We start from the raw sequence: 19900 nt of genomic DNA, 5'->3' as shown, positions 1-19900 counted from the left end.
CGTCGAGGGCGCGAGTCATCGCGCGCCTCCCGCGACGCTGAGGGTTTCCTTGGCGATCTCCTCGCCGACCTTGGTGGCCGACGCGGTCATGATGTCGAGATTTCCCGCATACGGCGGCAGGTAATCGCCCGCGCCCTCTACCTCGATGAACGTGGTGACCAACGCCTGGCCGCCGGAGTTCATCGACGGCTCGTCGAACTGCGGCTCGTTGAGCAGCCGATAACCGGGCACGTAGGTCTGCACTTCGGCCACCACGTCGTGGATGGACTTTGCGATCGCATCGCGGTCGGCGTTCTCGGGAATGGCGCAGAAGATGGTGTCGCGCATGATCATCGGCGGTTCAGCCGGGTTCAAGATGATGATCGCTTTGCCGCGATGCGCGCCGCCGATGGTTTCCACACCCTTAGCGGTCGTTTTGGTGAATTCGTCGATGTTGGCGCGGGTGCCCGGGCCGGCCGACACCGACGCCACCGACGCCACAATTTCGGCGTACGGCACCTGCACGACCCTGGAGACCGCATACACGATCGGGATCGTCGCCTGACCGCCGCAGGTGATCATGTTGACGTTCGGGGCGTCGAGGTGTTCGCGCAGATTCGCCGGCGGGATGACCGCAGGCCCGACGGCGGCCGGCGTCAGGTCGATCGCCCGGATGCCGGCGTCGGCGTACCTCGGGGCGGCTTCCCGGTGCACGTAGGCGCTGGTCGCCTCGAAGAGCAGGTCGGGCTTTTCGGGCTGAGCCAGCAGCCAGTCGACTCCCTCGTGGCTGGTCTGAAGGCCGAGTTTGCGCGCCCTCGCCAGGCCCTCGCTTTCCGGGTCGATGCCGACCATCCAGCGCGGCTCGAGCCATTCCGAGCGCAGCAGCTTGTACATCAGGTCGGTGCTGATGTTGCCCGATCCGACGATCGCGACTGAGGCCTTGGACGCCATGACTGCTCCTCGTTATTCGAACGACAACCGGACCGACCCGAGCCCGGCGAACTCGGCGACAAAGTTGTCGCCGGGCCGGGCGTCGATGGCCCGGGTGCACGATCCGGGTAAGACGATGTCCCCTTTTCGCAGCCGCACCCCAAAGCTTTCCACCTTGCGGGCCAGCCATGCCACCGCGGTGACCGGATTGCCCAATACCGCGTCGCTGCGGCCCTTGGCCACCACCTCGCCGTTGCGGGTCAGCACCGCGTCGATGCTCGTGATGTCGATGTCGGTGGGCGCGACCCGTTCTTCACCCAGGACAAACCCCGCCGAGGACGCGTTGTCGGCGATGGTGTCGCACAGCGCGATCTTCCAGTCGGTGATGCGGCTGTCGATCAGCTCGATGGCCGGGGCGAACGCTGCCGTCGCCTTGAGCACGTCGTCTTCGGTGCATTGCGCGCCGGGCAGGTCGTCGGAAAGGACGAAACCCACCTCGACCTCCACCCGCGGATACAGGTAATTGGCCGCCTTCACCGGGGTGTCCTCGAACACTTGCATTTCGTCGAGCAGGTGGCCGTAGTCCGGCTCGTCGACCCCCATCATCTGCTGCATCGCCAACGACGACAGCCCGACCTTGTGGCCGACCACCCGGGCTCCCTCGGCGACCCGTTGCCGGATGTTGATCAGCTGTATCTCGTAGGCGTCGACGACGTCGATCTCCGGGTGCGCAGTGGTCAACGGCGTGATCGGCTGACGGCTCCGCTCGGCCTGTGCCAGGTCGGCGGCCAGCGCGTCACGGGTGGCAACCGGGATCATTGACCGAAGTCCCCTCGTCGTTGTGACCGGGGCGGTAGCGCCCAGCCCCGGCAATTCTATAACGTGTTCTACATGACAGCTCAGGAGTTCGACGTCGTCGTGGTCGGAAGCGGCGCCGCCGGCATGGTTGCTGCCCTGGCCGCCGCTCATCGAGGCCTCTCGACAATAGTCATCGAGAAGGCTGCCCACTACGGCGGATCGACCGCGCGTTCAGGTGGCGGCGTGTGGATTCCCAACAACGAGGTCCTCAAGCAGGCCGGGGTGTCCGATACCCCGGAAGCGGCCCGCACCTACTTGCACGGAATCATCGGCGGCGTCGTCGAGCCGGAACGCATCGACGCCTATTTGCAGCACGGACCCGAAATGCTGTCTTTCGTTCTCAAGCACACGCCGCTGAAGATGTGCTGGGTGCCGGGTTATTCCGACTACTACCCCGAGGCTCCGGGCGGTCGTCCGGGCGGCCGGTCCATCGAGCCCAAGCCGTTCGACGCCCGCAAGCTCGGCCCCGACCTGCCCGGACTGGAGCCGCCGTACGGCAAGGTGCCGCTCAATGTGGTTGTGATGCAGCAGGATTACGTGCGGCTGAACCAACTCAAGCGTCATCCCCGTGGGGTGCTGCGTAGCCTGAAGGTCGGAGCCCGCACGATGTGGGCACAGGCGACCCGCAAGAACCTGGTCGGGATGGGGCGCGCGCTGATCGGACCGTTGCGAATCGGGTTGCGGCAGGCCGGCGTTCCGGTCCGGCTCAACACCGCGCTGACTGACCTCCACGTCGAAGACGGCGCCGTGCGCGGGGTGTATGTCAACGACGGAGAGCTGATCAAGGCCCGGCGCGGGGTGATCCTGGCCTGCGGCGGATTCGAGCACAATGAGCAGATGCGGGTCAAATACCAGCGTGCGCCGATTACCACCGAGTGGACGGTGGGTGCGGCGGCCAATACCGGCGACGGAATTCTCGCGGCTGAAAAGCTCGGTGCCGCACTGGAATTGATGGAGGACGCCTGGTGGGGCCCGACGGTACCGCTGGTGGGCGCGCCGTGGTTCGCCTTGTCGGAGCGCAACTCCCCCGGATCGATCATCGTCAACATGTCCGGCAAGCGGTTCATGAACGAGTCGATGCCCTACGTCGAGGCATGCCATCACATGTACGGCGGCCAATACGGGCAAGGACCCGGCCCGGGCGAGAACATTCCGGCATGGCTGGTTTTCGACCAGCGGTATCGCAACCGCTACATCTTTGCCGGCCTGCAACCGGGAAAACCCATTCCCAGCAAATGGATAGACTCCGGCGTCATCGTCAAAGCCGGCACGCTGGAAGAATTGGCTTCCAAGGCCGGTCTGCCCGTCGACGAGTTTGTCGCGACCGTGCAACGATTCAACGGGTTCGCCCGCTCGGGCGTCGACGAGGACTACCACCGCGGAGAGAGCGCCTACGACCGTTACTACGGTGATCCGACCAACAAGCCCAACCCCAATCTCGGCGAGATCAGCCACCCGCCGTATTACGCGGCCAAATTGGTGCCGGGCGACCTGGGCACCAAGGGCGGTATCCGCACCGATGTGCACGGACGGGCCCTGCGCGACGACGGCAGCATCATCGAAGGTCTTTACGCCGCAGGTAATGTCAGTGCTCCGGTGATGGGACATACGTATCCCGGTCCGGGCGGTACCATCGGCCCGGCGATGACGTTCGGATACTTGGCAGCACTGCATATCGCCGGGGAGGCTTAACAGATGCCGATCGATTTGGATGTCGCACTCGGTGCGGAGTTCGGCACCGTCGAGTTCTCGTGGACAGCAACCAATGTGCAGCTCTACAACCTGGCGCTGGGAGCGGGCGCGGATCCGATTGACCCGCGTGAGCTCAGCTACGTGGTCGACAACAGCCCGCAGGTGCTCCCCACATTCGGCTGTGTCGCCGCCTCGTTCAACGAAATCGAGCCGCCAAAGGTCAGCTGGCCCGGTGTCGAGATCGACCTGGCCAAGATCCTGCACGCGTCCGAGCAGGTGACGGTGCCCGCGCCGCTGCCGCCGTCCGGAAGCGCCCGCGCCACAAGCCGGATCGTCGAGATCTGGGACAAGGGCAAGGCCGCGGTGGTGGTGCTCGAGACGTCGGTGACCGGCACCGACGGCGCGCCGCTGTGGACGCAGCGCCGGTCTATCTTCGCCCGCGGCGAGGGTGGATTCGGCGGTGAGCGCGGCCCGTCGACGTCGGTGGCCGCGCCGGAACGTGCACCGGACGTCGAGTTGGACATCCCCATCCTGCCGCAGCAGGCGCTGCTGTATCGACTGTGCGGGGATCGCAATCCGCTGCACTCGGATCCCGAATTCGCAGCTGCCGCAGGATTTCCCCGACCGATCCTGCATGGCCTGTGCACGTATGGCATGACGTGCAAAGCCATCGTCGACGCACTGCTGGACGCCGACGCCGCCGCGGTCCGCTCCTACGGCGCCCGGTTCGCCGGGGTGGCCTATCCCGGTGAAACACTGCGGGTCGCCGTTTGGAAAGAAGACGGCCGGCTGGTGGCCAGCGTCGTCGCACCTTCCCGGGACAACGCCGTGGTGCTCAGCGGCGTGGAGCTAATCCCCGCGTAGCCCCCACCCCCTCCCTCTCGCCGAGCGTGCGTCTAGCCGCACACTCGCGCCCGAATGTGCGGCTAGGCGCACAATCGCCGAGCACCCAATGCCGCACGAACCCGGCGAAGGATGTCCGCTTCCCGATCGCCGGCCAGCACCCGGATGACGATCCAGCCGCAGCGCTGCAGCCTCTCGTGCCGCCTGACATCCCAGCTGTAGCGGATGCGATCTTGGCGGTGTTGTTCGCCGTCATACTCGACTGCCACCTTCAGCTCGGGCCAGCCCATGTCGAGATAAGCGAACGCATCACCGAAGCCGTCGTAGACCGGGATTTGGGTCTGCGGCCTAGGCAACCCCGCCTGCATCAGGATGACGCGCAGCCAGGACTCCTTGGGTGACTGTGCGCCCGCATCGAACAGATCCGCAGCTCGACGTGCACGCCTGATGCCTCTACGTCCGGCGTATCTGCGAGTGAGCAGCTCGACATTGGCCACCACGATTCCCGTTGCGCGGGCAAGCGCGTCGATACCCGCCACGGCCTTGCTCATCGGGTACCAACACCCGAGGTCCAGCGCCGTCCTTACTGGCGAAGTGGCCGGCACCCCGGCTACCAACTCGATCTCGTCATCGTCGATACGGTCTCGGTGCGTCCGTATTCCCGGCGCACTGCGTCCATTGGTGTGAATCAGATCTACGACCTGTGCGTCATCGACCCACTCGCTGCCATGCAAGGCAGCTGCCGCGAATCCTGCAACCACACCTCGACGGCCGGTCCAAAGCCAGCCCGCCCTCGCAGATAACTCGGCAGTGACCTCGACATCGCGATCTACATAGACGTCGGGAAAGAGTCGCCGGTACCGCGTAGCCAGTTGAGATTTGGTCACGGTGCCCGCCGCGATGGCCTCGCTACCAATAAACGGCTGTCGCACCATCGCAGCATCGCAGGCGGCGCAACCGCCATCACTTCAGCTATGCACAGTCGTCCAGCGTGCGGCTGGCCGCACGCTGGGACACGACGGTGCGGCTGGCCGCACACTCGGCGGGGGCGGGAGGGAAAGTCAGCTCAGGATGAGGCCCGACGTGGGGACGCCGGTGCCCGCGGTGACCAGCACGTGCTCGACGTCGGGCACCTGGTTCACCGAGGTGCCGCGAAGCTGGCGCACTCCTTCGGCGATGCCGTTCATGCCGTGGATGTATGCCTCGCCGAGTTGACCCCCATGAGTATTGATGGGCAACCGTCCGCCGATCTCGATTGCACCGTCGGCGATGAAATCCTTGGCCTCGCCCCAGCCGCAGAACCCCAACTCCTCCAACTGAATCAGGGTGAACGGGGTGAAGTGGTCGTAGAGGATCGCGGTCTGGATATCGGCCGGCCGTAGACCAGACTGCGACCAGAGCTGCTTTCCGACGACCCCCATCTCCGGCAACCCGCCGAGTTCGGGCCGGTAATAGCTGACCATCGTGTACTGGTCGGGGCTGGCGCCCTGGGCCGCCGCGTCGATGACAGCCGGTCGGTGCTTGAGATCCTTCGCCCGCTCAACGGATGTCACCACGATCGCTACCGCGCCGTCGGTCTCCTGGCAGCAGTCCAGCAGCCGCAGCGGCTCGGCGATCCAGCGTGAATTCTGGTGGTCTTCAATGGTGATCGGCTTTTGGTAGAAGTAGGCCTTGGGGTTGTTGGCCGCGTGTTTGCGGTCGGCCACCGAGATGGCGCCGAAGTCGCGACTGGTCGCCCCCGACAGATGCATGTAGCGCTTGGCGATCATCGCGACCTGGGCGGCCGGCGTCGAAAGACCATGCGGATACGAAAACGAATTGTCCACCCCGGTCGAGTCGGCGTTCTCGGTCAGCCGGGTCTGCACCTGCCCGAAGCGCACCCCGGATCGCTCGTTGAATGCCCGATACGCCACCACAACCTCGGCGACCCCGGTGGCCACAGCGATCGCCGCCTGCTGGATGGTCGCGCACGCTGCGCCACCGCCGTAGTGGATCTTGGAGAAGAACTTCAGCTCACCGATGCCGGCGGCGCGGGCGACGGCCACTTCGGTGTTGGAGTCCATCGTGAACGTGGTCAGCCCGTCGACGTCGGAAGGCGTAAGTCCGGCGTCGTCCAAAGCGTCGGCAACCGCCTCGGCGGCCAGCCGCAGTTCACTGCGACCGGAATTCTTGGAGAAGTCGGTCGCACCGATCCCGACGATCGCGGCCTTTTTCGACAACATCACGCGCCTCCGATCGTCAACGTCGAGGTCGCGATGACATGATCCCCAAGGCTGTTGCGGCCCACTACTTTCACCGTCACATGGCCATCCTCGACAGCCGTGACCTCACCGGAGAATGTCACGGTGTCATAGGCATACCACGGCACCCCCAGCCGCAGGCTGATCGACTTGATGACCGCCGACGGACCAGCCCAGTCGGTGACATACCGCTGCACCAGACCGGTGTCGGTGAGGATGTTGACGAAGATGTCCTTGGACCCCTTGGCCTGTGCCTTGTCCCGGTCATGGTGCACATCCTGAAAATCCCTGGTAGCCAAGGCCGTCGAGATGATGAACGTCGGATCGCCGTACAGCTTGAGCTCGGGCAGCTTGGTACCGACTTCGACAACCGGTGCGCTCATGCGTCAGGCTCCCAGGCATACAGCGTCCACGCCGGCCCGCGATCACTGGCGGGAAAGTCGATATAGGTTGCGCGGACCGGCATTCCGATTTCCACACGTGCAGGGTCCACACCACGTAGCTCACCAAGCATCCGCACCCCCTCCTCGAGCTCGACAAGCGCGATCACAAACGGCAGGCTGCGCCCCGGCACCTTCGGTGCATGGTGCACCACGAAGCTGAACACGGTGCCTTTGCCACTGGCCACGACGTAGTCGATCGGCGCCTCTTTGTCCTGCCACACCGCGGGCACCGGTGGGTGCTGCAGGCTGCCGTCGGGGCGCTTCTGGATTCGCAGCTCGTGCGCGTTGACGCCCTCCCAGAAGAACGCGGTGTCCTTCGACCACGATGGGCGCATCATGGTGTCGGGATCGAGGTCCGCCGGCACGGGTGAAGCCTGCGCAGACTCACGTGGTTTGAATTTGAGGATGCGCCAGTTCATCTCGGCGACGTCCTCATCGCCGACCCGCCAGACGATGTGCTGGTTGATGAAGTACCCTTCGCCAAGCGCGGTCTGCTTGGGCCCGACGACGTCACCCATCTCAGAAGTCACGCTGACGTGCTCACCGGGCCGCAGGTAGCGGTGGTAGAACTGCTCGCAGTTGGTGGCGACCACGCCGATATAGCCGGCGTCATCGAACAACTTCATCAGCGGGCCGATCGGATCGTCCTTGGGACGTTGCCCGCCCAGACCGAACATCGTCCATACCTGGATCATGGCCGGGGGAGCCACAATTCCGGGATGCCCTGCCTCGCGGGCCGCGGCCTCGTCGACATAGATCGGGTTGCGGTCGCCGATCGCCTCTACCCAGTTGTTGATCATCGGCTGATTGACCGGATCCCGGGCAACGCGCGGCTTGGGTGCGCCGGCCGCTTTGATTTCTGCGATGGCTTCGGCAAGCTCGCTCATCGAGGCACCCTCGGAACCTTGAGACCCGCCGCCGCGATCATCTCTCGCATCACCTCGTTGACACCACCGCCGAAGGTGATCACCAGATTGCGCTTGGTCTGCAAGTCAAGCCATTCCAGCAGCTCGGCGGTTTCCGGCTCCGCCGGATTCCCGTATTTGCCCACGATTTCTTCGGCAAGCCGACCGACATACTGAACACGCTCGGTACCGAAGACTTTCGTCGCAGCGGCGTCGGCCACGTTGATGTCCTCGCCGGCCGCCGCCACCTGCCAGTTGAGCAGCTCGTTGATCCGCCAAATCGAATGGATCTCGCCCAGGGCGCGCTTCACGTCGTCGTGATCGATCGGGGTGACGCCGTCAGCTCCCGGCTTGGCCGCCCAGGCACGCACCCGGTCGTAGATGCTGGCGAACCGGCCGGCCGGACCGAGCATCACTCGCTCGTTGTTGAGTTGGGTGGTGATCAGCCGCCAGCCGTCGTTCTCCTTGCCGACCAGCATGTCGACGGGCACCCGCACGTCGTTGTAGTACGTGGCATTGGTGTGATGAGCACCGTCGGACAGGATGATCGGCGTCCAGGAGAAGCCGGGATCTTTGGTGTCGACGATCAGAATCGAAATACCTTTGTGCTTCGCGGCTTCCGGGTCGGTCCGGCAAGCCAGCCAGATGTAGTCGGCATCATGCGCGCCGGTCGTAAAGATCTTCTGGCCGTTGACGATATACTCGTCGCCCTGGCGAATCGCGGTGGTGCGCAACGACGCAAGGTCGGTACCCGCCTCCGGCTCGGTGTAGCCGATCGCGAAGTGCACCTCACCGGCCAGGATGGCGGGCAGGAACTTCTTCTTCTGCATCTCGCTGCCGAACACCTGCAGGGTGGGCCCCACCGTCTGTAGCGTCACGGCGGGCAACGGCACGTCGGCCCGGTGTGCTTCGTTGACGAAGATCTGCTGCTCGACGGGACCATAACCCAGACCGCCGAACTCTTTCGGCCATCCGACCCCGAGCTTGCGGTCCCGTCCCATCCGCCGGATCACCGCACGGTACGCCTCGTTGTGGCGGTCCTGCTTCATCGCCTTCGCTTCGTCGGACGAAACCAGATCCGAGAAGTATTGCCGCAGCTCGGCTTGCAGCTGGCGCTGCTCAGGGGTCAGGTCGATGAACATTGTGCTCCCACCAAATCGAGACGATGAGAAGGCCCGCCCAACAGCCGGGTCAGGTCCTTGATCGTGGAGTAATACCGGTGCATCGGGTAGGTGACGTCCATCCCCATCCCGCCATGCAGGTGGTGGCAAATCTGCATCACCGGCGGCGCTTGCGAGGTAATCCAGTAGCCCAGCACATCTGAGTCGTCGTCGGCGTCTCGTCCCTGGGAAAGTCGCCAGACCACCGACGCCGACGCCAAATCGATTGTTCGCGAAGCGATGTAGACCTCAGCAAGCTGGGCCGCCACCGTCTGGAAGGTAGACAGCGGCTTGCCGAACTGGTGTCTGTTGGCCACATAGTCGGCGGTCAGCCGAAGCGCACCGGCGACCAGACCCGCGGCGTAAGCACCGACCGACGCCAGCGCCAGCTGATTCACCCGGTGTGTGCTCGCGCCGTGCAGTACCCCATCGATCTCGGCGTCGGAGAACCTCACCACGTACTCGTCGGATCCGTTGGACGTCGGCACTTTGGTCAGCTCGACGCCGTCGGCCTTGGGCGAGACGACGACCACAGCGCTGTCGGCCGTCACGACCAGCCACTCGGCTTGTTCGGCATACCCGACGCAAAGTTTGGTGCCGGACAGCCGGTTCTTTGCCAGTGTCACCGCGGGCCGCTCGGGAAGCGCCGTCCCGGGCTCGTTCAGCGCGGCGGTGAGCAGTGAACCCTTGCCCAGCCCGGCAAGATAGCGGTCCTGCTGCTCTTCGGACGCCAAGTCCAGCAGCGGCAACGCACCGAAACCGAGGGTGGCCAGCGCGGGGCTGACGAGGCCATGCCGACCGATTTCGGTGAGCGCCGTCGCGATCTCGGCCAAGCCGACTCCGTCGCCGCCGAGCCGTTCGGGCAGCGGGAGCGCCGTCACACCACCCGCTACGAGCGCCTCATAGCTGTTGTCCCGGCCCAACACCGACGTGACGACGTCGGCGACGGCCTGCTGCGCCGGTTCGAGGGTGAAATCCATCAGTGGGCCACCGGGCACTTGCCGGTGTAGTCGACCTGCCAATGCTTGATGCCGTTCAGCCACCCCGACCGCAACCGTTCCGGCTTGGAAAGCGGCTTGAGGTCCGGCATGTGGTCGGCCACGGCGTTGAAGATGAGGCTGATCGTCATCTTGGCCAGGTTTGCGCCGATGCAGTAGTGCGCGCCGGTACCGCCGAAGCCGACGTGCGGGTTGGGGTTTCGCAAGATGTTGAACCTGAACGGGTCCTCGAATACCTCTTCATCGAAGTTGGCCGATCGATAGAACATCACCACCCGCTCACCCTTTTTGATTTTCACGCCGGACAACTCGGTGTCCTCCAGGGCGGTGCGCTGGAACGCGGTGACCGGAGTTGCCCAGCGCACGATCTCGTCGGGCGCGGTCTCCGGACGTTCCTTCTTGAACAGTTCCCATTGGTCGGGGTACTCCGAGAACGCGATCATGCCGTGGGTGATCGAGTTGCGGGTGGTCTCGTTGCCGGCGACGGCGAGCATCACCACGAAGAACCCGAACTCGTCGTCGGAGAGCTTCTCGCCCTCGATGTCGGCCTGGATCAACTTGGTGACGATGTCGTCCCCGGGATTCTTGGCCCGCTCCTCGGCCATCTTCATCGCGTATGCGATCAGCTCGGCCGACGACATCGCCGGGTCGATGTGCGCGTACTCGGGGTCTTCGTTGCCGGTCATCTCGTTGGACCAGCGGAAGATCTTGTCCCGGTCCTCCTGCGGGACGCCCAGCAGCCCGGCGATCGCCTGCAACGGCAGTTCGCATGACACCTGCTCGACGAAGTCGCCGGCACCTGCCGCGGCGGCGGTCTTGGCGATGTTCTGCGCGCGGGCATCCAGTTCGTCGCGCAGCCGTCCGATGGCCCGCGGGGTGAATCCACGCGAGATGATCTTGCGGAGTCGGGTGTGGTGCGGGGCGTCCATGTTGAGCATGACGTTGCGCTGCAAGTCGATCTGCTCGCGTGTCATCGTCTTCGGCCAGACCGGAATGGCGCAGTCCTGCTGGCTGGAGAAGATGTCGCTGCGCAGCGAGATCTCCTTGACGTCCTTGTGCTTGGTGATGGCCCAGTAGCCCTTGTCCCCGAAGCCTCCCGTCCCGCCCGGGACCTCGACCCAGAAGATGGGCGCGGACTTACGCAATTCGGCTAACTCGGCAACCGGCAGCCCTTTAACATTTACGTCCGGGTCGAGGAAATCGAACCCGGGCGGCAGATTCGGACTAGGCACGCTACTTCTCCTTACTGCGAGTCCTTATGCTGGTCCTGCGGCTGGCCGCGTCACTGGAGAGTCCAGGACACTAGCTCTCCTAGTGGACCTCTGCTGCCAGTAAAACATGCCTTCACCGTAGAAAAAAGGTGCCGGGGCATCCTCGCTTGTCAGAGTAATGAAACGTGTTCTAGCCTGACCGCATGGGTAACCCGGTAATAGTTGAAGCCACCCGCAGCCCGATCGGCAAACGTAACGGCTGGTTGTCAGGGCTGCACGCCACCGAACTGCTGGGCGCGGTGCAGAAGGCCCTGGTGGAAAAGGCCGGCATTGATCCCGGCGAAGTGGAGCAGGTCGTCGGCGGCTGCGTAACTCAGTTCGCCGAGCAGTCCAACAACGTCACCCGCACAGCGTGGCTGACCGTGGGCCTGCCCGAGCAGGTCGGCGCCACCACCGTCGACTGCCAGTGTGGCAGCAGCCAGCAGGCCAACCATCTGGTGGCGGGGCTGATCGCCATCGGGGCGATCGACGTCGGCATTGCCTGCGGTATCGAGGCGATGAGCCGCGTCGGGCTGGGCGCCAATGCGGGCCCGGACCGCAATTGGCGAGCGGAGTCGTGGGACATCGATCTGCCGGACCAGTTCACCGCCGCCGAACGGATCGCCAAGCGCCGCGGCATCACCCGCGAGGACATCGACGCCCTCGGATTGGCCTCCCAGCTGCATGCCAAGCGGGCCTGGGACGAGGGCCGCTTCGACCGCGAGATCTCGCCGATCGAAGCGCCGGTGCTCGACGAGCAGAAGCAACCGACCAGCGAGCGGCACATGGTGAGCCGCGACCAGGGCCTGCGGGACACCACCCTGGAGGGCCTTGCCGGGTTGAAGCCGGTGATCGAGGGCGGCATCCACACCGCGGGCACGTCGTCGCAGATCTCCGACGGCGCGGCCGCGGTGCTCTGGATGGACGAGGACAAGGCCAAAGCGCTGGGTTTGCGACCGCGGGCGCGGATCGTCAGCCAGGCGCTGGTCGGCGCCGAGCCGTACTACCACCTGGACGGCCCCGTGCAGGCGACGACCAGGGTGCTGGAGAGGGCCGGTATGAAGCTCGGTGACATCGACCTGGTCGAGATCAACGAGGCGTTCGCGTCGGTGGTGCTGTCCTGGGCGCGGGTGCACAACGCCGATATGGACCGGGTCAACGTCAACGGCGGTGCGATCGCGCTCGGGCATCCGGTGGGCTGCACCGGCAGCCGGCTGATCACCACCGCATTGCACGAGTTGGAACGCAGCGACCAGAGCACCGCGCTGATCACCATGTGCGCCGGCGGGGCACTGTCGACGGGCACCATCATCGAGCGGATCTAGCGCCCGGCGACGATGCAGAGCGCGCAGCGCGATGAGGAGGAGCCGGGCAATCAGATGCGCCCGGCGACGATGCAGAGCGCGCAGCGCGATGAGGAGGAGCCGGGCAATCAGATGCGCCCGGCGACGATGCAGAGCGCGCAGCGCGATGAGGAGGAGCCGGGCAATCAGATGAGCGTCTCCGACGACGACCGCATCGCGGCCGCGCAGTCCTACATCGACGCGCTGGTCAGTCACGACGCAACCGCGGTACCGCTGGCGCCGCACTGCGTCCGCATCGAAGCGGGGCTCAAGACCGGGCTTTCCGGAAAGCACCTGCGGCGCAGCCTCAATCGCGGACCGCAGTATCGGGTCATCGAGTCGATCACGAAACCGGAGTTCAGCGTCGACGGCGATCAGGTGCGGGCCCGCTTCGACGTGATCACCAAGCCGAAATTGGCGGGGCGGCGGGTGTGCGCGCACGTCGACGAGACGTTCCTGATCCCCGACGGGACCATCCACCACATTCGGGCTCGCTTGCGCCCGTTCATTCGGAGCTAGGCCGGGCAATCACGTTAGGACCAGCGTCATGCCGAAATCACCCCCGCGGTTTCTGAATTCCCCGTTGACCGACGTCTTCATCAAGTGGATGTCTCGGCTCAACACGTTCATGTACCGCCGCAGCGGCGGTGAGGGCCTGGGTGGCACGTTCCAGAACATCCCCGTCGCGTTGCTGACCACGACCGGTCGCAAGTCGGGGAAACCGCGCGTCAGCCCGCTGTATTTCCTGCGCGACGGGGACCGGGTGATCGTGGCCGCGTCGAAGGGCGGCGCCGCGAAAAACCCGATGTGGTACCTCAATCTGAAGGCCAATCCCAAGGTTTCGGTCCAGATCAAAAAAGAGGTGCTCGAACTCACCGCGCGCGACGCCACCGACGAGGAGCGCGCAAAGTACTGGCCGCAGCTGGTCAAGATGTATCCGTCCTACGACGACTACCAGTCGTGGACCGACCGGACCATTCCCGTCGTCGTCTGCGAACCGGCGTAATCGTCCGGCGAATCTCCACCATCCTCACCGCCGGATGCGGTACCTTAATTTTTCCTGAGACGCCGCTGGGGATTGGGGAAGTTATGTCCGGTCGACGGCGACACCGGTCGCGGTACCTGGCTCTCGCACTGCTGTCCACGGGCCTGCTGTTCGCCGGTCCGGCGATCGCTTGGGCCGAAGAGTCGATCACCATCGAGTTCGTTCGGCACGGCGAATCGGTCGACAACGCCAACGGCATCGTCGGCACGATGCCGCCCGGCGCTGAGCTCACTCCGACCGGCGAAGACCAGGCGCAGGCGATCGCCAACGTGCTCGCGCCGGAGGGCCCGTATGCCGGGCTCTACGCGTCGGAGCTGATCAGGACGCAGGAAACCGCAGCCCCGCTGTCCGAGGCGCTGAGCAATATGGAAGTCCAGATACTGCCGGGGCTCAACGAGATCAACGCGGGTATCTACGAAGGCCAACCCGTGTTCAGCCCCGACAGCATGCTTTATTTGCTGACGCCAGTGCTGTGGGTAATGGGAGCAGGCTTCATGCCGATGCCGGGCTCGTCAGACGCCAACGGCTTTGCCTTCGACGACCGATTCGACGCGGCCGTCCAAATCATCTACGACAACAGCATTTCCGGCGATGCCGACAATCCCACCAGCGTGGCGTTCTCCAGCGAGGGGGCGATCACCACCTGGACGCTGATGAACGTCAAAAACCCCGACTTCACGCTGATTCTGTCCGAGCTGCTCGAGAAGGGCGAATTGCTGCCCAACACAGGCGAAGTCGTGGTTCAGGGCAATCCCGAGGACGGCTGGACGCTGATCAGTTACGACGGCGTGGATGTCCCGCAGACCCCAGACTTGATAACGGCACTGTTGGTTGACGTGCGAGACCTCATCGCGGTACCGCAATTGGCCGGCCTGAACGTCTACGATGCGTTTCTGACCGGCGACCCAACGACAATCACCGACGCGATGCAGGCCGGCTTCACCGACATCAGCACGGCATTGGCTCAATTCCCGATCGCGGTGTATGAGGACATCGTCAACGCGTTCAGCGACAGCTTCCCGGCGGCAGCCACTGATATGAGCGCCCTGTTGGCATTCTGAGCTTCAAGGCACATGTCCCGCCGGTTTCGCTGCCTTGCCGCCGCGCTGTCGTCGGCCCTGCTTTTCATCGCTCCCGCGGTCGCCTGGGCTGACGATCCGATCACGCTGGACTTCGTGCGCCACGGTGAATCCGGTGAGATGGATGTGATCAACAACGAGATCCCCGGACCGGGCCTTACTCCGACCGGGGTGGAACAGGCGGATGCCGTCGCCGATGCACTCGGCCAGGATGGCATCGACCAGATTTTCGCGTCGACGATGATCAGGTCGCAGGAGACCGCACAGCCGTTGGCGGAAACCCTCGACATGTGGCCGCTGCCGTCCGACCATATCCTTGCGGGGCTCAACGAAATCGATGCCGGGATCTACGCAGGCATACCGGTCTACGTCGGAGACCTCCCACTGGGCGGCGCCCTGTATCTGCTGGCCCCGGCGCTGTGGACACTCGGGCTATACTTCGTACCGCAGTTGGGCTCCTCGGACTTCAACGGCATGGCGTTTCAGGATCGGGTAAACGACGCCATTCAGACGATTTACGACGAGAGCGTCCCGACCGGCGAGACCGGGGTCACCAATGCGGTGTTCTCCCACGAAGGAACGATCGCGATCTGGGCGCTGATGAACGTCAGGAACCCCGATTTCGGCCTCGTCCTCAACGAACTGTTCACCAAGGGTGAGTTGCTGCCCTACACGGGCATTGTCGAAGTAACGGGCAATCCCGACGACGGCTGGACGCTGGTCAGCTGGGACGGTCAACCCGTCGCACAGGACATGGGATTGCTGACCAATCTGTTCGTCGATCTGCGTGATTTCATCACGGCACCGCAGCTGGCTGCGTACAGCATCGAACAGGCCGTCCTCACCGGTGATCCAACAGCGGTCTTCACGGCGATTCAGTCTGGGATCAGTGAAATCGCTGCGGCAACAGAGCAATTCCCCGTCGCCGTGTTTGACGACATCACTGCTTCGCTCTAGGCGCCGTACACCGGGACCGGCGGGCGGGCCTTGGCCAGCAGGTCGGCGACCACCGGCCCGAGTTCGGCCGGATCCCATTTCGCGCCCTTGTCGACTTGCGGACCGTGCGCCCAGCCCTCGGCAACCCGGATCATACCGCCCTCGACTTCGAACACCTTGCCGCTGACGTCTTTTGATTCGCTGCTGCCCAACCACACCACGAGCGGCGAGATGTTCTCCGGCGCCATGGCGTCGAACCCTTCGTCGGGCTTGGCCATCTTCTCGGCGAAGACGGTCTCGGTCATGCGGGTCCGCGCCGATGGCGCGATGGCGTTGACGGTGACGCCGTACCGACCCATTTCGGCGGCGCCGACGAGTGTCAGCGCCGCGATGCCCGCCTTGGCGGCGCTGTAATTCCCCTGTCCGACGCTGCCTTGCAGACCCGCACCGGAACTGGTGTTGATGATCCGCGCATCAACGGTTTTCCCCTCTTTTGCCAGCCCTCGCCAATACGACGCGGCGTGGCGCATGGTGGCGAAGTGTCCTTTGAGATGCACCGCGATGACCGCGTCGAACTCGTCCTCGCTGGTGTTGGCCATCATCCGGTCTCGCACGATGCCGGCGTTGTTGACCAGGACGTCCAGACCACCGAACTTCTCGACCGCGGTTTGGATGAGGCCGGCGGCTTGGTTCCAGTCGGCGATGTTGGAGCCGTCGGCGACGGCTTCGCCACCGGCAGCGGTGATCTCGTCGACCACCTGTTGGGCCGCGCTGCCGCCGCTTGCCGGCGACCCGTCCAGGCCCACCCCGATGTCGTTGACCACCACCCGAGCGCCCTCGGCAGCGAAGGCCAGTGCATGCTCGCGGCCGATTCCTCCGCCGGCTCCGGTGACGATCACGACACGGCCGTCGACTATTCCCATGCTCTCTGTGTCTCCTCTACTTGATCGCGCTGGCGTTCGTCGTGGCCAGATAGTGCGGCGGCTCGCCGCCGCCGTGTACCTCTAACGAGGCACCGCTGATGTAGGCCGCCGCGTCCGAGGCCAAAAAGGCTGCGGCCCAACCGACATCCGTCGGCTTGGCCAGCCGGCCCAGCGGTACGTTCTTCGAGATGGCGGCGATCGACTCGGCATCACCGTAGAACAGCTCGGCCTGTTCGGTCTCGACCATGCCGACGACGCAGGCGTTCACCCGCACCTTGGGGCCCCATTCCACCGCCAGCGTCTGGGTCAGGCTTTCCAGGCCGGCCTTGGCCGCCCCGTATGCGCCGGTGCCCGGCGATGGCCGGCGGCCGCTGAGACTGCAGATGTTGACGATCGAGCCGCCGCCCGGCTGGTCTTGCATCTTCTCGTTCGCGTACTGCGAAACCAGCAGCGCACCGATGAGGTTGAGCTCGATGATCTTGCGGTTGAACTTCGGGCTCGCCTCCGCGGTGGGCACGTACGGTGATCCGCCGGCGTTGTTGACGACGACGTCGAGGCGGCCATGCCGCTCGACGATGGTGTCGATCAGCGCCTGGACCGCGTCCTCGTCGCGGACGTCGCAGGAATGGAACTCGTAGGGCGAACCCTCGACGGCTCGACGTGCGCAGGTGATCACCGTGGCGTCCTGCTCGGCGAATACCGCGCTGATTCCGGCGCCGACCCCCCGAACGCCGCCGGTAACCAGCACGACCCGCCCGGTCAGGCCCAGATTGATCGCAGGGTCTGCTTTGGCGCGAGTCACTGTGCTAGCGTACCAAGCAAGTGCTTGCTTAGGTAACCGGACTTGTTTTCATCCCACAAGGGAGAGCCGACTTGACCATCACCTCGACCGCCATCGAACCGGGCATCGTCGCTGTTACCGTCGACTTTCCCCCGGTCAACGCCATCCCGTCGGGAGGCTGGTTCGAACTCGCCGACGCGGTGACCGCCGCCGGCGACAACCCGGACACCCACGTGGTGATCCTGCGCGCCGAGGGCCGTGGGTTCAACGCCGGCGTGGACATCAAGGAGATGCAGCGCACCGAGGGTTTCACCGCGCTGATCGACGCCAACCGCGGTTGCTTCGCCGCATTCCGCGCGGTCTATGAGTGCGCGGTTCCGGTGGTCGCCGCCGTCAACGGGTTCTGCGTCGGCGGCGGGATCGGGCTGGTGGGCAACTCCGACGTCATCGTCGCTTCCGACGACGCGACATTCGGGCTGCCGGAGGTGGAACGCGGCGCGCTGGGAGCGGCCACCCACCTGTCCCGGCTGGTCCCGCAGCACATGATGCGACGGCTGTTCTTCACCGCGGCCACCGTCGATGCCGCCACACTGCAGCACTTCGGCTCGGTTCATGAGGTGGTGCCGCGCGACGAGTTGGACGAGGCCGCCTTACGGGTGGCTCGCGATATCGCGGCCAAGGACACTCGGGTGATCCGGGCCGCCAAAGAGGCGCTCAACTTCATCGACGTACAACGGGTCAACTCGAGTTACCGCATGGAGCAAGGCTTTACCTTCGAACTCAATCTCGCAGGAGTGTCCGACGAGCACCGCGACGCGTTCGCCGGGACCGCCAAGTCGGAGAAGAAGAAATGAGCGACAGGCGCACCACGTTGGACCACGCGGTCGCGCAGTTGCGAAGCGGCATGACCATCGGCATCGGCGGCTGGGGATCGCGACGTAAGCCGATGGCCTTCGTGCGCGCCATTTTGCGTTCGGACATCACGGATTTGACCGTGGTCACCTACGGCGGGCCGGACCTGGGGTTGCTGTGTTCAGCGGGCAAGGTCAAGCGCGTCTACTACGGTTTCGTGTCGCTGGATTCACCACCGTTCTACGACCCCTGGTTCGCCAAAGCACGCACCAGCGGCGCGATCGAGGCCCGAGAAATGGACGAGGGCATGCTGCGCTGCGGGCTGCAAGCGGCCGCCCAGCGGCTGCCGTTCTTGCCGACCCGCGCCGGGCTGGGCAGTTCGGTACCGGACTTCTTCGAAGGCGAGCTGGCCACGCTGACGTCGCCGTATCCGGATGCGGATGGCCGGCACGAGACGCTGATCGCCATGCCCGCGCTGCATCTGGACGCGGCGCTCGTGCACATGAATCTCGGGGACCAGCAAGGCAATGCCGCCTACACCGGAATCGATCCATACTTCGATGATCTGTATCTGATGGCCGCCGACAAGCGTTTGATGTCGGTCGAGCGCGTTGTCTCGACCGAGGAGCTGGTCAAGACGGTGCCGCCGCAGGCCCTGCTGGTCAATCGGATGATGGTCGACGCTGTGGTGGAGGCCCCCGGTGGCGCCCACTTCACCACTGCGGCACCCGATTACGGGCGCGACGAAAAATTCCAGCGGCACTATGCCGAAGCCGCCTCCACCGAGGAGGGCTGGCAGCAGTTCGTACAGACCTTCCTGTCGGGCGGCGAAGACGAATACCAGGCAGCGGTACGCGCTTTCGGACAGGAGACATCCAAGTGAGCAGCCGAGCCGACGTGTGCGCCGTCGCCTGCGCCGAATTGTTCCGAGATGCGGGCCAGATCCTGGTCAGCCCGATGACGAACATGGCTTCGGTTGGTGCCCGGCTGGCCCGATTGACGTTTTCGCCGGACATCTTGCTGACCGACGGCGAGGCGCAGTTGTTGGCAGACACCCCGGCGCTGGGCGCCACCGGAGCCATCGAGGGCTGGATGCCGTTTGACCGAGTCTTCCAGACGCTGGCCTGGGGGCGACGGCACGTGGTGATGGGCGCAAACCAGGTCGATAAGTTTGGCAACCAGAACATCTCGGCTTTCGGGCCGCTGCAGAAACCCACGCGGCAGATGTTCGGCGTTCGCGGCGCGCCCGGCAACGCCATCAACCACGCGACCAGCTACTGGGTCGGCAATCATTCCAAACGAGTGTTCTGCGAGAAGGTCGACGTGGTCTGCGGCATCGGAACCGACAAGGTCGACGCGGACAACCCGGCATTCCGGTTCGCCAGGGTCTACCGAGTGGTGTCCAATCTCGGCGTGTTCGACTTCGGCGGCCCGAACGGCACGATGCGCGCGTTGTCGCTGCATCCCGGGGTGTCGCCCGACGACGTCCGCGAAGCCACCTCGTTCGAGGTGCACGGCGTTGATGAAGCCGAAGAGACGCGCCAGCCGACTGACGACGAGCTGCGCCTGATCCACGAGGTCATCGATCCAAAAGCCCTGCGTGACCGAGAGATCCGCTCATGATTAATCCACCTCCTCCTCAT

The 19900-nt window shown here is 64.8% G+C and carries 21 protein-coding genes; 10 read left to right on the top strand and 11 right to left on the bottom strand.

All coding sequences use genetic code 11. The features are described 5' to 3' along the window. Positions 1–15 precede the first annotated feature (15 nt). The gene (locus MSP7336_RS07980; RefSeq protein ID WP_113963449.1) at positions 16–930 is read right to left on the bottom strand and encodes an acetaldehyde dehydrogenase (acetylating); all 915 of its coding nucleotides are present in this window, start codon (positions 928–930) and stop codon (positions 16–18) included. A gap of 12 nt (positions 931–942) precedes the next feature. Next, on the bottom strand, positions 943–1728 hold the full coding sequence (locus tag MSP7336_RS07975; RefSeq protein WP_113963448.1) for a 2-keto-4-pentenoate hydratase: 786 nt from the start codon (positions 1726–1728) through the stop codon (positions 943–945). A 72-nt stretch (positions 1729–1800) separates the two neighbouring features. Here MSP7336_RS07975 and kstD point away from each other — a divergent pair, with 72 nt between their 5' ends. Further along, entirely contained in the window at positions 1801–3459 is a 1659-nt protein-coding gene (gene kstD, locus MSP7336_RS07970; RefSeq protein WP_069394935.1) for a 3-oxosteroid 1-dehydrogenase, read from the top strand. 3 nt (positions 3460–3462) lie between these two features. After that, positions 3463–4323: a MaoC/PaaZ C-terminal domain-containing protein gene (locus MSP7336_RS07965; protein WP_069394801.1), complete on the top strand. Its 861-nt coding sequence runs from the start codon at positions 3463–3465 to the stop codon at positions 4321–4323. Positions 4324–4385: 62 nt separating this feature from the next. On the opposite strand, the gene MSP7336_RS07960 is transcribed toward MSP7336_RS07965, so the two are convergent. The 7 genes from MSP7336_RS07960 to MSP7336_RS07930 form a co-directional block, all read right to left on the bottom strand. After that, complete coding sequence (locus MSP7336_RS07960) at positions 4386–5234, bottom strand: endonuclease domain-containing protein (RefSeq protein ID WP_113964831.1); 849 nt, start codon at positions 5232–5234, stop codon at positions 4386–4388. A 129-nt stretch (positions 5235–5363) separates the two neighbouring features. Continuing rightward, entirely contained in the window at positions 5364–6524 is a 1161-nt protein-coding gene (locus MSP7336_RS07955) for a lipid-transfer protein (protein ID WP_113963447.1), read from the bottom strand. Continuing rightward, complete coding sequence (locus MSP7336_RS07950) at positions 6524–6925, bottom strand: MaoC family dehydratase (RefSeq protein ID WP_113963446.1); 402 nt, start codon at positions 6923–6925, stop codon at positions 6524–6526. The genes MSP7336_RS07955 and MSP7336_RS07950 overlap by 1 nt, the downstream gene beginning before the upstream one ends. After that, positions 6922–7872 (bottom strand): bifunctional MaoC family dehydratase N-terminal/OB-fold nucleic acid binding domain-containing protein, encoded by a 951-nt coding sequence (locus MSP7336_RS07945; protein WP_113963445.1) that lies wholly within the window; start codon positions 7870–7872, stop codon positions 6922–6924. Before MSP7336_RS07945 ends, MSP7336_RS07950 begins: the two co-directional genes overlap by 4 nt. Continuing rightward, positions 7869–9032 (bottom strand): acyl-CoA dehydrogenase FadE29, encoded by a 1164-nt coding sequence (gene fadE29, locus MSP7336_RS07940; protein ID WP_069394797.1) that lies wholly within the window; start codon positions 9030–9032, stop codon positions 7869–7871. The genes MSP7336_RS07945 and fadE29 overlap by 4 nt, the downstream gene beginning before the upstream one ends. Then, a complete protein-coding gene (locus tag MSP7336_RS07935) occupies positions 9017–10030 on the bottom strand; it encodes an acyl-CoA dehydrogenase family protein (RefSeq protein WP_113963444.1) in 1014 nt (337 codons plus the stop codon). The genes fadE29 and MSP7336_RS07935 overlap by 16 nt, the downstream gene beginning before the upstream one ends. Then, positions 10030–11280 (bottom strand): cytochrome P450, encoded by a 1251-nt coding sequence (locus MSP7336_RS07930; RefSeq protein ID WP_069394795.1) that lies wholly within the window; start codon positions 11278–11280, stop codon positions 10030–10032. Before MSP7336_RS07930 ends, MSP7336_RS07935 begins: the two co-directional genes overlap by 1 nt. Positions 11281–11462: 182 nt before the next feature. Here MSP7336_RS07930 and MSP7336_RS07925 point away from each other — a divergent pair, with 182 nt between their 5' ends. From MSP7336_RS07925 to MSP7336_RS07905, 5 genes are all read left to right on the top strand, one after another. Then, positions 11463–12623, top strand: a complete 1161-nt coding sequence (locus tag MSP7336_RS07925; protein WP_113963443.1) for a steroid 3-ketoacyl-CoA thiolase — start codon at positions 11463–11465, stop codon at positions 12621–12623. Between the two features lie 168 nt (positions 12624–12791). Continuing rightward, positions 12792–13160, top strand: coding sequence for a DUF8021 domain-containing protein (locus MSP7336_RS07920; protein ID WP_069394933.1), 369 nt, complete (start codon positions 12792–12794; stop codon positions 13158–13160). A 28-nt stretch (positions 13161–13188) separates the two neighbouring features. Further along, positions 13189–13647, top strand: a complete 459-nt coding sequence (locus MSP7336_RS07915; protein ID WP_069394793.1) for a nitroreductase family deazaflavin-dependent oxidoreductase — start codon at positions 13189–13191, stop codon at positions 13645–13647. An 83-nt stretch (positions 13648–13730) separates the two neighbouring features. Further along, on the top strand, positions 13731–14747 hold the full coding sequence (locus MSP7336_RS07910) for a histidine phosphatase family protein (RefSeq protein ID WP_069394792.1): 1017 nt from the start codon (positions 13731–13733) through the stop codon (positions 14745–14747). Positions 14748–14759: 12 nt separating this feature from the next. Continuing rightward, positions 14760–15722 carry a histidine phosphatase family protein gene (locus MSP7336_RS07905; protein ID WP_113963442.1) on the top strand — a complete coding sequence of 321 codons (963 nt, stop codon included), beginning with the start codon at positions 14760–14762 and terminating at the stop codon, positions 15720–15722. On the opposite strand, the gene MSP7336_RS07900 is transcribed toward MSP7336_RS07905, so the two are convergent. Beyond that, positions 15719–16624: an SDR family oxidoreductase gene (locus tag MSP7336_RS07900; protein WP_113963441.1), complete on the bottom strand. Its 906-nt coding sequence runs from the start codon at positions 16622–16624 to the stop codon at positions 15719–15721. The two genes, MSP7336_RS07905 and MSP7336_RS07900, sit on opposite strands and share 4 nt — an antisense overlap. A gap of 16 nt (positions 16625–16640) precedes the next feature. Continuing rightward, entirely contained in the window at positions 16641–17426 is a 786-nt protein-coding gene (locus MSP7336_RS07895; protein ID WP_181786645.1) for an SDR family oxidoreductase, read from the bottom strand. Positions 17427–17497: 71 nt separating this feature from the next. Between MSP7336_RS07895 and echA20 the strand changes: the two genes are divergently transcribed. From echA20 to ipdB, 3 genes are read left to right on the top strand one after another with little or no spacing between them, the layout of a single operon-like run. Next, positions 17498–18259, top strand: a complete 762-nt coding sequence (gene echA20, locus MSP7336_RS07890) for a (7aS)-7a-methyl-1,5-dioxo-2,3,5,6,7,7a-hexahydro-1H-indene-carboxyl-CoA hydrolase (protein ID WP_113963440.1) — start codon at positions 17498–17500, stop codon at positions 18257–18259. Further along, complete coding sequence (ipdA, locus tag MSP7336_RS07885; RefSeq protein WP_113963439.1) at positions 18256–19140, top strand: cholesterol ring-cleaving hydrolase subunit IpdA; 885 nt, start codon at positions 18256–18258, stop codon at positions 19138–19140. Before echA20 ends, ipdA begins: the two co-directional genes overlap by 4 nt. After that, a complete protein-coding gene (ipdB, locus tag MSP7336_RS07880; protein ID WP_113963438.1) occupies positions 19137–19880 on the top strand; it encodes a cholesterol ring-cleaving hydrolase subunit IpdB in 744 nt (247 codons plus the stop codon). Before ipdA ends, ipdB begins: the two co-directional genes overlap by 4 nt. Positions 19881–19900: the final 20 nt, after the last annotated feature.

The organism is Mycobacterium shimoidei (assembly GCF_900417275.1).
In the GTDB taxonomy this organism is placed as follows: Bacteria; Actinomycetota; Actinomycetes; order Mycobacteriales; family Mycobacteriaceae; genus Mycobacterium; species Mycobacterium shimoidei.
The sequence above is the reverse complement of the archived record's forward strand: the minus strand, read 5'-3'. Positions and strand labels throughout refer to the sequence as shown.

Coding starts and splice junctions, on each gene's coding strand:
- MSP7336_RS07980 (WP_113963449.1), bottom strand. CDS start 930: ATGGCGTCCAAGGCCTCAGTCGCGATCGTCGGATCGGGCAACATCAGC.
- MSP7336_RS07975 (WP_113963448.1), bottom strand. CDS start 1,728: ATGATCCCGGTTGCCACCCGTGACGCGCTGGCCGCCGACCTGGCACAG.
- kstD (WP_069394935.1), top strand. CDS start 1,801: ATGACAGCTCAGGAGTTCGACGTCGTCGTGGTCGGAAGCGGCGCCGCC.
- MSP7336_RS07965 (WP_069394801.1), top strand. CDS start 3,463: ATGCCGATCGATTTGGATGTCGCACTCGGTGCGGAGTTCGGCACCGTC.
- MSP7336_RS07955 (WP_113963447.1), bottom strand. CDS start 6,524: ATGTTGTCGAAAAAGGCCGCGATCGTCGGGATCGGTGCGACCGACTTC.
- MSP7336_RS07950 (WP_113963446.1), bottom strand. CDS start 6,925: ATGAGCGCACCGGTTGTCGAAGTCGGTACCAAGCTGCCCGAGCTCAAG.
- MSP7336_RS07945 (WP_113963445.1), bottom strand. CDS start 7,872: ATGAGCGAGCTTGCCGAAGCCATCGCAGAAATCAAAGCGGCCGGCGCA.
- fadE29 (WP_069394797.1), bottom strand. CDS start 9,032: ATGTTCATCGACCTGACCCCTGAGCAGCGCCAGCTGCAAGCCGAGCTG.
- MSP7336_RS07935 (WP_113963444.1), bottom strand. CDS start 10,030: ATGGATTTCACCCTCGAACCGGCGCAGCAGGCCGTCGCCGACGTCGTC.
- MSP7336_RS07925 (WP_113963443.1), top strand. CDS start 11,463: ATGGGTAACCCGGTAATAGTTGAAGCCACCCGCAGCCCGATCGGCAAA.
- MSP7336_RS07920 (WP_069394933.1), top strand. CDS start 12,792: ATGAGCGTCTCCGACGACGACCGCATCGCGGCCGCGCAGTCCTACATC.
- MSP7336_RS07915 (WP_069394793.1), top strand. CDS start 13,189: ATGCCGAAATCACCCCCGCGGTTTCTGAATTCCCCGTTGACCGACGTC.
- MSP7336_RS07910 (WP_069394792.1), top strand. CDS start 13,731: ATGTCCGGTCGACGGCGACACCGGTCGCGGTACCTGGCTCTCGCACTG.
- MSP7336_RS07905 (WP_113963442.1), top strand. CDS start 14,760: ATGTCCCGCCGGTTTCGCTGCCTTGCCGCCGCGCTGTCGTCGGCCCTG.
- MSP7336_RS07900 (WP_113963441.1), bottom strand. CDS start 16,624: ATGGGAATAGTCGACGGCCGTGTCGTGATCGTCACCGGAGCCGGCGGA.
- ipdA (WP_113963439.1), top strand. CDS start 18,256: ATGAGCGACAGGCGCACCACGTTGGACCACGCGGTCGCGCAGTTGCGA.